Annotated in this window: 12 protein-coding genes and 1 pseudogene; 6 read left to right on the plus strand and 7 right to left on the minus strand. The window is 60.1% G+C overall.

Features of this window, described 5'->3' with window-relative positions:
• The first annotated feature begins 32 nt into the window (after window positions 1-32).
• Window positions 33-401, plus strand: coding sequence for a DUF4870 family protein (locus HZS81_RS01750; protein WP_179928820.1), 369 nt, complete (start codon window positions 33-35; stop codon window positions 399-401).
• 7 nt (window positions 402-408) lie between these two features.
• Here HZS81_RS01750 and HZS81_RS01755 read toward each other — a convergent pair whose 3' ends face one another.
• Both HZS81_RS01755 and HZS81_RS01760 read right to left on the minus strand, forming a co-directional pair.
• Entirely contained in the window at window positions 409-1,830 is a 1,422-nt protein-coding gene (locus tag HZS81_RS01755; RefSeq protein WP_179928821.1) for a mannose-1-phosphate guanylyltransferase/mannose-6-phosphate isomerase, read from the minus strand.
• Window positions 1,827-3,419 (minus strand): alkaline phosphatase family protein, encoded by a 1,593-nt coding sequence (locus tag HZS81_RS01760; protein ID WP_179928822.1) that lies wholly within the window; start codon window positions 3,417-3,419, stop codon window positions 1,827-1,829. Before HZS81_RS01760 ends, HZS81_RS01755 begins: the two co-directional genes overlap by 4 nt.
• Window positions 3,420-3,569: 150 nt before the next feature.
• On the opposite strand from HZS81_RS01760, the gene HZS81_RS01765 reads away from it, so the two are divergent.
• The 4 genes from HZS81_RS01765 to HZS81_RS01780 are packed head-to-tail and all read left to right on the plus strand — an operon-like array spanning window position 3,570 to window position 8,610.
• Entirely contained in the window at window positions 3,570-5,123 is a 1,554-nt protein-coding gene (locus HZS81_RS01765) for an OpgD/OpgG family glucan biosynthesis protein (protein WP_338401803.1), read from the plus strand.
• Entirely contained in the window at window positions 5,116-7,035 is a 1,920-nt protein-coding gene (mdoH, locus tag HZS81_RS01770) for a glucans biosynthesis glucosyltransferase MdoH (protein ID WP_179928823.1), read from the plus strand. Before HZS81_RS01765 ends, mdoH begins: the two co-directional genes overlap by 8 nt.
• Entirely contained in the window at window positions 7,035-7,811 is a 777-nt protein-coding gene (locus HZS81_RS01775) for an FkbM family methyltransferase (protein ID WP_179928824.1), read from the plus strand. Before mdoH ends, HZS81_RS01775 begins: the two co-directional genes overlap by 1 nt.
• A gap of 25 nt (window positions 7,812-7,836) precedes the next feature.
• Window positions 7,837-8,610 carry a creatininase family protein gene (locus tag HZS81_RS01780; RefSeq protein ID WP_179929025.1) on the plus strand — a complete coding sequence of 258 codons (774 nt, stop codon included), beginning with the start codon at window positions 7,837-7,839 and terminating at the stop codon, window positions 8,608-8,610.
• A gap of 10 nt (window positions 8,611-8,620) precedes the next feature.
• Here the strand turns inward: HZS81_RS01780 and HZS81_RS01785 are convergent, their stop codons facing one another.
• Complete coding sequence (locus tag HZS81_RS01785) at window positions 8,621-9,739, minus strand: GTP cyclohydrolase II (protein ID WP_179928825.1); 1,119 nt, start codon at window positions 9,737-9,739, stop codon at window positions 8,621-8,623.
• 112 nt (window positions 9,740-9,851) lie between these two features.
• Here HZS81_RS01785 and HZS81_RS01790 point away from each other — a divergent pair, with 112 nt between their 5' ends.
• Window positions 9,852-10,574 (plus strand): RibD family protein, encoded by a 723-nt coding sequence (locus tag HZS81_RS01790; protein ID WP_179929026.1) that lies wholly within the window; start codon window positions 9,852-9,854, stop codon window positions 10,572-10,574.
• A gap of 69 nt (window positions 10,575-10,643) precedes the next feature.
• On the opposite strand, the pseudogene HZS81_RS17990 reads toward HZS81_RS01790, so the two are convergent.
• The 4 genes and pseudogenes from HZS81_RS17990 to HZS81_RS01805 form a co-directional block, all read right to left on the minus strand.
• A pseudogene (locus HZS81_RS17990) lies at window positions 10,644-11,507 on the minus strand (lysylphosphatidylglycerol synthase transmembrane domain-containing protein); the annotation flags it as partial.
• Window positions 11,500-13,428, minus strand: a complete 1,929-nt coding sequence (locus HZS81_RS01795; protein ID WP_179928826.1) for a glycosyltransferase — start codon at window positions 13,426-13,428, stop codon at window positions 11,500-11,502. The pseudogene HZS81_RS17990 and the gene HZS81_RS01795, both read right to left, overlap by 8 nt.
• On the minus strand, window positions 13,425-13,823 hold the full coding sequence (locus tag HZS81_RS01800) for a 6-pyruvoyl trahydropterin synthase family protein (RefSeq protein WP_179928827.1): 399 nt from the start codon (window positions 13,821-13,823) through the stop codon (window positions 13,425-13,427). The genes HZS81_RS01795 and HZS81_RS01800 overlap by 4 nt, the downstream gene beginning before the upstream one ends.
• Window positions 13,824-13,872: 49 nt before the next feature.
• The gene (locus HZS81_RS01805; protein WP_179928828.1) at window positions 13,873-14,850 is read right to left on the minus strand and encodes a zinc-dependent alcohol dehydrogenase; all 978 of its coding nucleotides are present in this window, start codon (window positions 14,848-14,850) and stop codon (window positions 13,873-13,875) included.
• Window positions 14,851-14,907: the final 57 nt, after the last annotated feature.

A 14,907-nucleotide genomic window follows, 5' to 3' on the forward strand; every position in this document is an offset into this window, starting at 1 on the left:
CACCTACTTTACACTTCACCTACGAGCTCACGATGTCAAATACCCATACGTCAGATAGCGATGTATCGCGGAATGAAACCCGCATGCCGCAGATTCTCTATGCGTTATATCTAGCGGGACTGGTCACGGCTAACTTGACCACCCTAATCGGCTTGGTGTTCGCCTACGTTTACCGCAAAGATGCCGCGCCTTGGCTGAAGGCGCACTATCGCTACCTGATCCGTACCTTTTGGATCGGGCTGCTTTACTTCTGCATTGTGTTCACCTTGAGCGTACTGACAATGGTGGGGTCGCTGCTCGGGTTGTTGCTGGCGGTTTGGTTTGGTGTGCGCTGCGTGACTGGCTGGCTGGCCCTGCGCAAAGGCGAGCCACCCGCTCGCCCCAGCAGCTGGCTGTGGTAGTGCCGCGCTAAGGGGCTTCGTTATGGCGGGAGTAGACATCATCCAAGCGTTCGATGTCGTCTTCGCCCAAGTAAGCCCCGGATTGCACCTCGATCAACACCAGCGGGATCTTACCCGGGTTCTCCAGCCGGTGAACGGCGCCGATAGGTATGTACGTCGACTGGTTCTCACTGACCCAAAACGCCTGGTCGCCAAGCGTCACCAAGGCCGTACCACTGACCACCACCCAATGTTCGGCGCGGTGTTGGTGGCGCTGCAATGACAACTTGCCGCCGGGCTTCACGCTAATATGCTTCACTTGATAGCGCGCGCCCCGCTCCATCGTTTGAAAGCTACCCCACGGGCGATGTACCTGCGCGGACTGCTGCGCTTCGGGCCGCCTGGCCTGCGCAAGCGATGCCACTAAAGCTTTCACCTCTTGGGCACGCGTTCTATGCGCCACCAACACGGCGTCGTTGGCTTCCACCACCACCATGTCTTCCACGCCTAACGTGACCACCAAACGCTGATCGGCCATTACCAGAGAGCGACGCGTATCGCATAGCCACGCATCGCCTTTTGCCACATTGCCCGCCGCGTCTTGCGGGCTTGCGGCCCATAAAGCATCAAAGCTACCGATATCGCACCAGCCCGCGTTTAGTGGCACCACCGCCGCACGGCGAGAGCGCTCCATCACGGCAACGTCGATAGACTCCGCGGGGATTGCCTCGAATGCTGCTTTGCCCAAACGCAGAAAATCCAGGTCGCGGTGCGCACTTGCCACCGCCGCTTCGCAGGTAGACATCATTTGCGGCTCGTGGGCGGCAAGCTCATTAAGGTAAGCCGAAGCCTTGAACAAAAACATGCCGCTATTCCACAGCGTATCGCCTTGCGCGATAAGCGCTTTGGCTCGCTCAGCGTCAGGCTTTTCGATAAAGCGGTGGACCCGATACCCCGCAGTTAGCGACTCACCGCCGTCCAGTTTGTCACAAACAATATAGCCGTAGCCTGTTTCCGGGTGGGTGGGCACAACGCCAAAGGTCACCAAATAACCGGCCTTGGCAAGCGTTTCGGCATTCGTCACGCTTTGTTGAAACGCTGCCACGTCGTCAATGGCATGGTCAGCTGGCAAAACTAAAAGCAATGGATCCTCGCCGTTTTGTTGCGCCAATAGCGCCGCACAGGCAATCGCCGGTGCGGTGTTGCGCCCTTCCGGCTCGAGTACCAGCGTCACGTTATGCTCGCGTACCTGCTCGGCCAGCAAAAAGCGCTGCGTGTGGCTGCCAATGATCATCGGCGCCGACGCGCTTAATCCATCGAGCCGTTGCAGCGTTTGTTGCAACAGGCTGTCGCTTCCCAGCAGCGATAAGAACTGTTTGGGCATCTGCTCGCGCGAAAGCGGCCACAGGCGAGTGCCGCTGCCCCCGCTTAGAATGACGGGCTGAATCATGGTGAACTCTCTCGCGTTTGGGCGCCAAAATCGGCGTGCAGCCAGCGGCGAAGTTGTTGCATTCCGGCTATATCCTCCTGAACACCCACCGGCGGCTGTGTGCCCGGCACAAACCCATGGGCGGTGAAGGGCGCTAACAGCGCGGGGTCAGCGCTGATGACATGCACCGGCACGGCAGCACTGGCATTTTCGCCGGTGATTAAGGGCGCGGCCTGATGGTCGCCCATGATAATCAGCAGCATTTGCTCATCGGCCACGCGCTCGGCAAAGCGCCCAGCCACCTTGACCGCGTAGTCGACCGACCAGGCATAGTGATCGCGGATGCGCTCCAGGTCTTGCCATAGCTCATCGGGCGAATCGCCTGCATTTTCCCAAGGGGCAAAGATAGTGCCGTCGTCAATCAGCGACCAGTCATCGAGCACGGGAAGGATCGGCGTCCAGGGGGCGTGGCTTGAAATCAGCGCAATCTGTGCAAATAGCGGGCCGTCATCCAGCAAATGGCGCGCGGTATAATCAAGCGTGTATTGATCCGGCATCGTCACCCAGTGTAAAGGCGGCCCGGCGTAGGGCAGATCATCCGCCGCATAAATCTCATCAAAACCATAGGCTTGCCCCTCCGGCCAGGCGCGGGTGATCGCGGGCATCACGCTAAACGTACGATGCCCAGTGGCGTTGAAGTCATCCACCAGGGTGCCGTGGTTGCTTTCCAGCAGCAGGCGATACCACATCTGATTTTCCACTTCCCGCCCGCTAAGCGCCGTGGCATGAGCAAGCCACGACTGGCCGCCGCGGATAGGCGACGCCAGAAGCCCCGACACTACATGGATGCCCCGCGCTGCAAGCCGCGTCTGCATGTCGGTCAGTGTAGGGCGCAGCACATCGCGATAGCGCGGGTTCTCGATTGCCGCCACACCGTAAGACTCGACAAAAGTGAGCAACACACTGCGCCTCGCAAGACCTGGAAGCGCCTGAACGGGCAGGGGCGATTGCTCAAGCGTCTGGGCGAAATCCTGACGAGCGGCGTGAGTCTGCGTCACCTGCTCCCACTGAAACATCGTCGTGTTAATCATCGGCACCCGCGCAAACGGCACAAGACGCTGCCCGTTGAGCTCCAGCGTCATCAGTAAGACGCTGAGCCCCGCACACCCTAGCGCCACTTTGCCTCGGGGTTCGCGCAGCGAATAAGGGCGCGACGGCAGAAGCAGCCGCCCTACCACCACCAACACCCCGACAAGCAGCGCAATTGCCACGCCCATGAGGCCGAACGCAACCAGTTGGCCTACATTACCTTCTAGTAGGTGGAATACTGAGCGCATCAGCGGCAGGTCGAGATAGAGGTTGAATGACCGACCAAAGGCTTCGTAGGTCGCGCCGTCACCGATGTTCGCCACGCTTACCAGCGCCAGCCACAATAGCCAAAGGCTGATAAGCCAGCGGCGCCAAACGCCTAATGGCAACAACAGCAAAAGCGGCACGGCAAGCCAAGGCTCCCAGGCAATCAGCCGGGCGCCGATGTCATTAAATCGCCACCAAAGCGGCGCCACCAGCAGCACGTTAAGCGCTGCTGCGGTTATAAAGAGTCGCAGCATGGTGTTTCTAACGCTGATGAAACGTAAGCAGGCATAAAAAGTTCCTGTCGGGTACTAAAAACCGCACTGGAAAACACGTCTATCGTGTACTGTAATAAATACGCGTACAAGTATTGTTTAATTTACTATTTTCATCTCAAGGAGCGCGATGTGCTGAAACGCTTACTGACGTTAGGATGGCTGATATTCAGCACCACCGCGATAGCCGAGCCCAGCGACGCCGAGCTAGGCGAATGGCAAGATACGATTCGCAAGCACGCTCAGACGCTGGCTGAAGCACCCTATTCCCCGCCAAACCACACGCTTCCCCAGGCGCTGCAATCACTCGACTACGATACCTATCGGCAGATTCGTTTTGACCCAACGCGCGCCTATTGGGGCGACGATAGCCGCTTCTCTCTGCAATTGTTTCATAGCGGTTTTCTGTTTCCGCACCCGGTCGAACTGAACCTCGTCGAGGGCGACAAGGCCACGTCGCTTACCTTCAATCCTGACGATTTTATCTACGAAGGTAAGGCGGCAGAACTTGAAACGTCCGACCTACAAGGCGCAGCTCACGCAGGCTTTCGCCTTCACTACCCGCTCAACACGTCTGAGTATCACGACGAATTCGCGGTGTTTCTGGGCGCGAGCTATTTTCGCCTGATAGGGCGCGATCAGGTCTATGGCCTATCCACCCGCGGGTTAGCCATCGACACCGCCTTAGCCAGCGGCGAGGAGTTCCCAGCGTTTCGCGAGTTCTGGCTATTCACGCCGGAGGCCGACGACACCGCCGTGCACGTGATGGCGCTGTTGGATAGCCCCTCGCTGAGCGGCGCTTACCATTTTCGCCTTGAGCCGGGTCACCAAACCCAGGTTGACGTAGACGCCACGCTTTATGCGCGCGATGACGTGACAAAACTTGGCATCGCGCCACTGACCAGCATGTTTGCCTACGGCGATATTAGCCATAACCGCCCCGACGATATGCGCCCCCGCGTGCACGATTCCAACGGGCTTTTGCTGAAAACCAGCCGGGGAGAATGGATCTGGCGACCGCTAAATAACCCGCGCCGTGTTCGCGTATCGGCGTTTTTGGATGCCAACCCGCAAGGGTTCGGGCTCATGCAGCGCGAGCGCTCGTTTGACCGCTACCTGGATACAGAAGCCCAGTATCACCGTCGCCCCAGCCAATGGGTCACACCGCAAGGCGATTGGGGCAAAGGGCATGTAGAGCTTGTCGAGCTGCCCTCTCCGGATGAAACTCATGATAACATCGTCGCATACTGGGTCAGTGAGACACCGCTACGAGCAGGTGAATCCTTACCCCTTCGCTACCAAATCCAAACACGCCATCAAGCACCGACTGCCCCCTTACTTGCCCAAGTGATTCGCACCCGCCAAGGCAACGCGGCGGTGCCTGGCGAGGCCGATTCCCAAAGTGCTGGTCAACGCCAATGGGTGGTCGATTTTGCCGGGGGTGAATTAGCACGTTTATCCGCCGATCAACCGGTAAGGCTTCGTCTTGATGCGCCCGACAATGCGGTAACGCTGCCCCAGGTGAAAGCTTTGCCCGATAACACTTGGCGTGCCACCTTTCGCGTTAAACCCACGGTATCACCGGTGGATGTGCGCCTAGCGCTTACGCTGCATGGGGAGACGATTAGCGAAACCTGGAGCTACGTGATTGACCCACTCCCCAAGCGTGGAGATGAGGATGCCTAACGCGCCAGTTAGCCCTTTTATACCGTGGTTGCGCCTACGCCGCTGGGGGCTTGTTGTGTTGGTGCTAGCAACCAGCATCGCAGGATGCACGGCGATGCTGCGCGTCACCGGTGGGTTGCCTTGGGTCTTGCAAGCCGTGTTGTTCACCTTATTTGCCCTGACCTTCACCTGGATTTCGCTCGCCTTTTGGAGTGCGCTGTGCGGTTTCATTGTGTGTTTTTTGCGCCGCGACCCGCTTACGCTGACACGTATTGCGGATATCCCCGAAACGCCCGTACCGGGAGATACCAGCCGCACGGCTTTGATCATGCCAATTTTCCAAGAACCTCCCGAGGCCACACTGGCCGGGCTCGAAGCCAGCTGCCGCTCTCTTTTAGCTCAGCCTGCCGAGTCAGCTCCCCCCATCCACACGCGTTTCGAGGTCTTTGTGTTAAGCGATACGCAAGACCCGCAAGCCGCCGCCAGCGAAGCCGCACACGTGGCCGCCCTTCAGCGTCGCCTAAAAGGCCAGCTAGCGCTTCACTACCGTCGCCGGTCAAATAACCATGGCCGCAAGGCAGGCAATATCGCCGAATTCTGTCGTCGTTGGGGCTCGTGCTACGACTTTTTTATTGTGCTCGACGCCGATAGCATTATGGGCGGCGCCACCCTTTTGCGGTTAGTCCGGCAAATGCAGCAGCAACCCGATGTAGGGCTTATCCAAAGCGTGCCAATACCGGTCGGGCAAGTCACCCTGTTCGGCCGTTTGGTGCAATTTGCCGCCGCCCTTTACAGCCCGATGCTCGCCACCGGGCAGAGTTTTTGGCAGGGCGACACGGCCAACTATTGGGGTCACAACGCTATCGTGCGTACCCGTGCCTTTATGGCGAGCAGCGGCCTACCCACATTGCCGGGAAAGCCGCCACTGGGCGGCGAGCTGTTGAGCCACGACTTTGTTGAGGCGGCGTTGCTGCGCCGCCAGGGCTGGAAGGTTCAGCTGAATACGACGCTACCCTCAAGGAGAGCCCAAAGCTTTGAAGCCATGCCGAGCAATTTACTCGACTTCGCCAAGCGCGACCGGCGCTGGCTGCAAGGCAATCTACAGCACCTGCGGCTCCTCAACGGCGTTGGGCTTCACCCGTTGAGTCGCTGGCACTTCTTTTTCGGCGCTTTTGCTTATCTCTCATCCCCGGTGTGGCTCGCCCTGCTCTTATGTACGAGTGCGCTAATCGGCTACACAACGTTAACCCAAACGCCGACGCTTTATGCCACACCGCTTTCATGGGGGCTGCTGGCCACGACACTTTTACTGCTGATTGCTCCCAAACTCATGGGGCTAGCCTTAACTCTGTGCCAAGCCCCCAAGGATTTTGGCGGCCGCCTGAGGCTAACAGCAAGCACGTTACTGGAAATCGGCTTTGCGGCGTTGCTTGCCCCGCTGATGATGGCGTGGCACAGCGTGTTTATCTTCAATATCTTATGCGGGCGGGCTATCGAATGGCATACCCAACCCAGAAGTGAACGTTCGCTAACGTGGCTTGAGGCGTGGCGGCATACACGCGGATTTACCTTGGCTGGGGGCGCTTGGTTTATCGCCTTAGGTTGGCTCTCGCCAGCGGCGCTTGGCTGGCTGGCACCCGTCTGGCTCGGCCTTATGGCTTCGCCCATGCTGGTCAAGATAACCAGCAGCATCCGCATCGGCGGGCACCTCGCGCGCTGGCAGCTACTCGATACCCCTTATCAACACGGCGTGCCGGTACTCAGTGCCTACGCGCGGCGCTTGAAAGTCGCACATGCCTACCCGCAGCCGACTGCCGATCCCCCTCTGCCACCCCCGCCGGAGCAACACGGCGAGATGCCCATACAGTCGTTTTCCTGCTTCACACCGGCCAACCGTCGTGTGCTGGCCTCAGCGTTTAAGGAGCCTTATTAATGCGCGATACCGCCGCCATCAAAGCGCGCTGGTTAAGCACTTTTGGCATTGCGCGCTCGCTTCTGATTTACTGGCGCCCAGGCCGTCAACGCGGACTTAAAAACCTGTATCGGCCTTTTTTGTCGCCCGGTGCGCTAGCCTTTGATGTGGGTGCCCACTTAGGTGATCGCAGCGCAGCGTTCCGCGCCCTTGGTGCCCGCGTAGTGGCACTGGAGCCGCAACCGCTGTTAGCACGCTGGTGTCACCGCATGGTCGGCGGCGACATCACACTGCTACCTTTAGCAGCAGGCGCCACACCCGGCTACGCTGAGCTCGCCATTAGCCCGGCCAACTTAACCGTTTCGACGCTAGCAGATCAGTGGCGCGAACAGATCGGCCAGCGCAACCCGGGGTTTGCCCACCTCCACTGGGCCGAGCGTATGCGCGTGGAAGTCACAACACTTGATACGCTAATTGACGAATACGGCGAGCCTGCGTTTATCAAAATCGACGTGGAAGGCTTTGAAGCCGACGTTTTAGCCGGGCTTAGCCGACCGGTCGCGGCCTTATCCGTTGAGTTTGTTAGCGGCGCTTTGGCGGTCAGCCACGCCTGTATCGAGTGTCTAAGCGCCCTGGGCGACTACCGTTACAATATCGTCGCCGGCGAGCAGCGCACTTTTCGCTGGGCAAGCTGGAAAAGTGACGCTGAGGTACACGCGTGGCTCGCAGCGGACGCAGATGGGCTGGCGTCTGGCGATATTTACGCTTGCCGCGCCGACCACACGTTATTCAATTAACCCGTTTAAACCGTTAAGGCTCTATATGCAGCTGGAGTGGCAGCACCTAACCGCCTGTGAACTTAACGCCATCGCCGGCCGCGACCCGGTGGCGGTGCTAGTATTGGGCGCCACCGAGCAGCACGGCGCGCATCTGCCGTTAAGCACGGACACCACCATCGGCCTCGGCCTACAGCAGGCCACGTGCGATGCGCTATCTGATGACGTGATAGCGCTATGCCTGCCCCCCATGACGATTGGCGCAAGCGACGAGCATGCAAGCTTCCCCGGCACCTTGAGCCTGCCAGCCCGACTTGCCATCGAAACGCTTGAGGCCTATGGCGACAGCATTGCCCAAGCAGGCATCAAGCGGCTGGTGCTGCTCAACAGCCATGGCGGCAACAAGGCGGTAATGGATCTCGCTGCACTAACGCTACGCCGTCGCCATGGCATGCGCGTGGTCAAAGCCACTTATACGCGCTTGCCGCCGCTGGAAGCCGCCCTTGATGCCGATGAACTTCACCGTGGCTTGCACGGCGGCGCACTAGAAACCGCGATGATGCTGTACTTGGCACCAAAGCGGGTCAACATGCAGCGTGCAACGAACGCCTTGACACCGGTGCCGTCTCCTAGCGCGCTGGTAGGCCCTGAAGGCGCAGCGCCATTTGCCTGGTTGGCGGAAGATTTATCGCCCGATGGCATTGCAGGTAACGCCACTCAGGCTACGGCAGAGATCGGCGAGCGCTTAGTCCATCATTACGGGCGCCTGCTCGCTCAGGTGGTGGAAGAGACAGCGCAGCTACCGTCGCTGCACCAATGACAAGCTCGGCCTAACCATTGGGCTGTGCATCATTGAGTGCGTCGCGCAGGGCATCGTGGAGGTAATGGCCCGAGCGATTCGCCTTGGCGGTGAGATAGCGCTGGTTTTGGTCGGTCACGCTGCCATAAAGCGCTTGCCGAGAGACCACCTCAATACCGCCGTCGCGTAGTGCCGCCATTTTCAACGGGTTATTGGTCAAAAGCTGCACCTGAGTAATCCCCAGCGCATTGAGCATATCCACTGCGACGCCGTAGCGACGCTCATCATCGCCAAACCCGAGCACCTGATCGGCATCGACGGTATCCAACCCAGCGTCTTGCAGCGTATACGCCCGAAGCTTATTAGCAAGCCCGATGCCGCGGCCTTCTTGCGCCAGATAGAGCAACACACCGCCGCCCAGGGCACTGATTTCTGCCACGGCGTTGCGTAGTTGATCGCCGCAGTCGCAGCGCAGGCTACCGAACAGATCCCCGGTCAAGCAGGCGGAGTGCAGGCGAATCGGCACTGGACCTGCCGCATTCTCCGCCGCCCCGATCACTACCGCCACGTGCTCGCGCAGGCCATCGGGCTCACGAAACAGCACAAACCGCGACGCTTGGGCACTCTCCAGCGGAATATCCGCTTCGCTAACGCGCTTGAGCATCCCCGGCGCTCCATGAAGGGCCTTCAAAGCGTCGCCGGCATCCAAACGTAAAAGCTCACCATACGAAATCTTAGCCTCGATAGCGGCCTGCTGCGCTTCATCCACATCGGCACACAGCGCCGCTGGCAATAACAGCGCGCGACGCATCAATGCCAGGGCGCCGCGCTCGCCCGGCCCCGCCGGGGAAAGCCCGCTCAATCGTTGTTTCTCCCCGTGCGGTTTTGCCACTGCCAGGTCATGCAGAGTGGCCGTGTCCATCTCAGCCGCTAACGGAAGCCTCGCCGCCTCGGCACTGATTGAGTGCCCCATGGCCGCTAACCGGTGACGCGTTAATACCAGCGCCGGGCGCGAGCCTGACAGTGCAGCTAGCGCTTCCACCGAATCACTGCCTTCCAGGGCTTGCACCAGCAGCGGGCGCGAACCGGTGTGGATCACCACCGGTAGCCCACGACGAATATCGAAAATGGCGCGTTCAACGTGGTACATAGAAGCTTCCTCGCTTTTTATTCGGGCTCGCCTTTACTCAAAAAAATTGCGTGCTTGCACGGCCGCTGACACCCGAGCATGATAAATTCAACTTGCACCGTACGGAGACGCTATGCCCAACAACGATGCTACGCCCGCCGCCACCGATCTTCTCGACTGCTTGACCCCGTTGGTGTCGCATCGGGAGTGGGTGATCGCTCAGCTGGGGCAGAGCCTTGACGGGCGCATCGCCACCGAAAGCGGCCACTCGCACTACATCAACGGCCACGAGAGTTTGGTGCATCTGCACCGGTTGCGGGCGCTGTGCGATGCGGTGATCGTGGGTGCGGGCACGGCCAGCGCCGATAACCCGCAGCTGACCGTGCGCCATGTCAATGGGGACAACCCTGCGCGGGTGGTGCTCGACCCCCGTGGTCGCGTAACGTCGACACTGACGCTCTTTCAAGACGACGCGGCCCCCACGCTGCATTTGGTCGGGCCTGAGGTATCGCTGCCCGCCCCGGCCCCGCATGTTCGGCGGCAACCGTTGCCACTGATGCCTAACGGGCAATTTTCGCCCGCAGCGGTCATCACCCACCTGAAGACGCTGGGATACGCGCGAATATTGGTCGAAGGTGGCGGGATAACCGTATCGCAGTTCGTCGAAGCCGGCGTGGTTGAGCGATTGCACCTGCTCGTCGCGCCGCTGCTGATTGGATCGGGGCGCCCCGGGCTTGCCATGACGCCAATCGACACCTTGGCCACGGCCCTGCGCCCGAGTGCGAGGCGATTCAGCTGTGGGGATGACACCCTGTTTGACCTCTGCCTGCGCAACCGTGGGACTGACGAAGCCTGACCCGGCAGGCGAAGCACGACGACGCCGAGTTAGCGCGACCCAAAGCCCCGGTAATGCGGCGATCAGCACGATAACTCCGTAAGCCAGCGACACCGCCACGCCTTGGCTGGGCGCTAACCCCACCCACGCCCAGACGCTGGCTGCAGTGCCTTCGCGCAGCCCCCAGCCCGCCACGGAAAGCGGAATCAACATCGAAAGTAACAGCGGCGGCGCCAGCGCCAAGAGCACGCTGGCCGGCAGTTCCACACCGATTGCCCGCGCCGCACACACCATCACCAGGGCGTAGCTGAACACGATCATTAACGACGACGCTAGCTGCCAAGCCCATACCCCGCCATGCCAGAGTCCACGCTGAATATCTGCCCACAAAGCGCTCGCCCAATCTGGCAGGTGTACCCGCTGCGGCATGACCGCCGCGATGAACACAACGCAAAGCGCCAGACTAACCGCGCCTGCCGCCAGCCAGAGATAGCCGTTTTTTCCCAGCACCGCGTGCCATAAGGGCGCACTTACCAGCGCCAGCGCCGTTAATAGCCCCACGGCCAGCTGCCCTGAGGCGCGCTCGACAATCACCGCTCGCCAAGCGCTCCCACGCTTTGAGGTCTGCTGCGCGTGGCGCAACGCGCGCCCGGCATCCCCCAGCACGCCGCCAGGCAACACCTGATTGATGAAAAGTGACAGGTAATATTCCGCCACCGCGTAGCGGTAGCGCAGCGGCACGCCGACCAACCCCGCCGTTAGGCGCCAGCGCCAAGCACACAGCAGCACCTGCAAGACGCTAATCGCCAACCCCAGCACAAGCCAGGGCAGCGAAAACGCCTGTACCTCACGAATAATCGCGCGCGGGTCGAGCAAAATCGCCACGGCCAACAAAACGGCGGCGCTGATCGCTAGTCGCTTCACAACTGCCGTTTGGATCGCGCGACTACCCATGGGCAGGCCTCGCCCACATATCCCGATGAACGACAACAGCGCCAAGCTCACCGGCGTTCACCTGCGCCAAACGCTGGGTGCGCCAGGCGTCAATCCGCTCATGCGCCTCTGGGGCCTGTTCTATTGCCGCTTGCGCCCAGCCCTCGATTAGCGGGTGAAGCAGGGCGGTGTGTTCGGCTTGGCCCGCTGTAAGCCGCCAGGGCGATTCAGCTTCTTCTACGTCAAAACCAGCAGCGTTGAGGCGCGTTACCAGCTCAAAATGGGCACGCCCGCCGAGTGCGGCACCGAAGCCTTTATCGCGCAGCTGATGGGCATTAAACAACGCATGAATATACGCGTCGTCGGGGTCATGAAGTGGCGCATCGCGGGTATCGGTGAGGTGCCATTCACCGGTAACGCTAAGCGTGATCAACAGCGCCTGGCGATGCTCAGCGCAGCGCTCGACCAAAATGTCGAGCCACTCGGCGGAGACAAGATCCAAAAGCGCCGAGGCGCTGATCAAATCCGCCTGTGCTGGCCAGCGTGAAGGGAGCTCGGTGAGCGAGCATGACCGTAATGTCAGCGTCACCGCCTGGTCGTCTTTATCGCGTAAGGTATTGCATCGCTGACCTGCCTGTTGCAACAGCGCCGGGTCATGGTCCATCAATTGCCAGTACTGTGGGCCATGCCAGTGATGCGCAAGAAAACACACGTTGCTGCCTCGCCCACAGCCAAGATCAACGAGCTCCATGGGGTAACGGCGCGCCGCCGGCCGCTCTGTCATCAACCATCTAGCCGCCAGGTCGACCAAGTGCTGGCTGCGAGCCTCGGCATCCACTGGCTCGCGCAGAGCGAGCCAATCGGCGGCGAAATGGCTGCCCGGCGGCGAAGGTTGCAAAATTCGGGCAAACTGCTCACCCGCCGCTTGCCAATCGTTTAGCTGCTCGCGTGCCTGCCTAGCTCCTTGGCGAAGGCGCTCGCGCAGCATAGGTTCGGTCATAAAGCGTGTCAGCGCAGCGGTTAACGCCTCGCTATCCCCGGGGGGCACTTTCAGCCCGGCCGCATCCGGTAAGGTGTCATTTAGCGCGCCCCCCGTTGTCGTGATCACCGGTAAGCCTCGCGCCAGTGCTTCTGTCACCACCATGCCATAGCCTTCATACCAGGACGGCAACACCAGGACGTCGGCTCGCTGGTAAGCGGCCTCAAGCTCGGCGCTATCGCATTCGCCATGTAAGCGTAGCGAGGCGGTAAGCTCATGCTCACCGATTAGCGTCACCACGCGCTTTGCAAATTCTGGGTCGCGCGCGTCACTGCCGTAGCAGTCGCACTGCCAGTCAAGGTGCGACAGCGGCCCAAGCGCTTTGGCCAAGATATCCTGGCCTTTACGCGGCGTGACGGTGGCAACGCAAAGTAGGTTCAAAGGCCCGTCGCGCGTGGGCTCACTTAACGGCGCCAGCGCGACGCCGGGTTCCACTACGTTAATGGGCGCCAGTTTAACCCCCATCTCGACGGCCAGTATCTCTAGGCGGCGCCGAGTAAAGCGGCTGGTTACTATAAGGCGCGCCACCGCCGCCAGCGCGGCCATTTCCTTTTGGTGGAACTGCGCTTGTTGGGCCGCTGTAAGCGCCTGCTCATCGCCCAGCGGATGATGGACCAATGCGGTGATATCGAGCCGCACGTGATGGCGTGCCACCACCCCGGGCAGTGCGCCCATAGCAAGGCCGTCGAGAATCACTCGGCTACCATCGGGCTGAGCCGCTAAGGCAGCGTCTAACGCGCGTTTTGCCTTTCCGTCCGCGTCAGGAAAACGACCTTCAAGCCCCACCACGTCTATCTGCCATCCGACCTTGCGCAGCGCATGGGCAATGTGGGCATCGTACAGATAGCCGCCGGTGCGCTGGCCCGGATCACCAGCGACAAGCAAGGTCAAGCGCTGGTTCACAGCGCGCCCTCATAGCTTGCCCAAGCGATGTGCGACTCGTGGAGTTTAACTTCCACTCGCTCGATGCCCTTTGCCGTTTCGCCTAGCTCGCCTTGCTGAATTGCCACGGCAATACGGTCAAAAATCACCTTGGCCATGAACTCGGTCGTGGTGTTGTGCCCGTTAAGCGACTCCACTTCGTCTAGGTTGCGGTAGTTGTAGTCGGCCAACATCGCTTTGAGGGATTCGCTCGCCAGGCCGATATCGATCACCAGGCCATCGCTATCGAGCTCGGGGCGCTGAAAGGCAACGTCCACCACGTACGTAGCGCCGTGCATTTGCTGCGCGGGGCCGAACACCTCGCCGTTGAAGCTATGAGCGATCATTAAATGATCACGAACGCAAAGACGGTACATAAAAGCTCCTTTTTCAATCAGTTACGTGTCGCTCAATCACGTATTTCGTTTAATACCGTATCCGGTGGCAGAGCACGCCGCTGTCTGGGGCAAAAATATCGGCCGCCACGTGGGGCAAATCAGCAAAAGCGGATTCACCGCTAATCAGCACATCCAAGGCGGGGTCACTCAGCAGACGCAGCGCCAAACGAAGGCGCCGCTTAAAATCCCAACGTGGCTGTTGCTGCGGTGGCAGCCGGCCGACTTGGCTGGCGCGCAGGGTCAGCCGCTGCGAATGAAACGCGCCGCCGAGCGACACCGGAACGCTGCCCTCGCCATACCAGCTCATTTCGATGATGCGGCCTTCCATGCCAGCAAGCGAAAACGCTGTATTCAGCCCATCGCTGTGGCCGCTGGCATGAATCACAAGGTCCTGATCTGGCTGGGCGTTGTCGGGTAAGGCAAATGAAACGTTTAACGCCTCGGCCAGTGTTTGGCGTTGTGGGTTGGTATCCACCAACTGCACGTCGGTGCCGATGACGCGCTGGCAAAGGTACGCCACCAACGCTCCGACCACCCCGGCGCCGATAACCGTGATACGCTCACCCGGCAGTGGGCTTGCATCCCATACGCCGTTCACAGCGGTCTCCATGTTGGCTGCGAGGATAGCGCGCTCAACCGGGGTACCTTCAGGCAATACGTGCACCGCGCTGGCGGGAACGACGTAGCGGTCCTGGTGCGGATAAAGACAAAAGACCGTCTTTCCTTTAAGCGCCGCAGGGCCGGCCACCACCTCACCGACGCTGCTGTAACCATATTTAACTGGCGCGGGGAAGTCGCCCTCCTGAAAAGGGGCGCGCATACGCCCATGCTCTGAGGTGGGTACGCGTCCATTAAAGACCAGCGATTCAGACCCGCGACTAATCCCGCTGAAGTGCGCTTTCACTTCCACCGGCGCTTCGATATCTGATAATTGCAGCGGTGTTTGGCGCAGCTCCCCTTTGCCGGGAACGCTAAGCCAGAACGCCGTGGCACTTTGATTTGCCATGCATCATCCTTTCTTCATCAGCGTGTTTAGGTATTATTCCAACGTAAGCGACTTTGC

The organism is Vreelandella salicampi (assembly GCF_013415105.1).
Classification (GTDB): domain Bacteria; phylum Pseudomonadota; class Gammaproteobacteria; order Pseudomonadales; family Halomonadaceae; genus Vreelandella; species Vreelandella salicampi.

What these genes read in the sequence shown, in the direction of transcription:
- HZS81_RS01750 (WP_179928820.1), top strand. Translation starts at nt 33, where the DNA reads ATGTCAAATACCCATACGTCAGATAGCGATGTATCGCGGAATGAAACC.
- HZS81_RS01755 (WP_179928821.1), bottom strand. Translation starts at nt 1,830, where the DNA reads ATGATTCAGCCCGTCATTCTAAGCGGGGGCAGCGGCACTCGCCTGTGG.
- HZS81_RS01760 (WP_179928822.1), bottom strand. Translation starts at nt 3,419, where the DNA reads ATGCTGCGACTCTTTATAACCGCAGCAGCGCTTAACGTGCTGCTGGTG.
- mdoH (WP_179928823.1), top strand. Translation starts at nt 5,116, where the DNA reads ATGCCTAACGCGCCAGTTAGCCCTTTTATACCGTGGTTGCGCCTACGC.
- HZS81_RS01775 (WP_179928824.1), top strand. Translation starts at nt 7,035, where the DNA reads ATGCGCGATACCGCCGCCATCAAAGCGCGCTGGTTAAGCACTTTTGGC.
- HZS81_RS01780 (WP_179929025.1), top strand. Translation starts at nt 7,837, where the DNA reads ATGCAGCTGGAGTGGCAGCACCTAACCGCCTGTGAACTTAACGCCATC.
- HZS81_RS01785 (WP_179928825.1), bottom strand. Translation starts at nt 9,739, where the DNA reads ATGTACCACGTTGAACGCGCCATTTTCGATATTCGTCGTGGGCTACCG.
- HZS81_RS01790 (WP_179929026.1), top strand. Translation starts at nt 9,852, where the DNA reads ATGCCCAACAACGATGCTACGCCCGCCGCCACCGATCTTCTCGACTGC.
- HZS81_RS01800 (WP_179928827.1), bottom strand. Translation starts at nt 13,823, where the DNA reads ATGTACCGTCTTTGCGTTCGTGATCATTTAATGATCGCTCATAGCTTC.
- HZS81_RS01805 (WP_179928828.1), bottom strand. Translation starts at nt 14,850, where the DNA reads ATGGCAAATCAAAGTGCCACGGCGTTCTGGCTTAGCGTTCCCGGCAAA.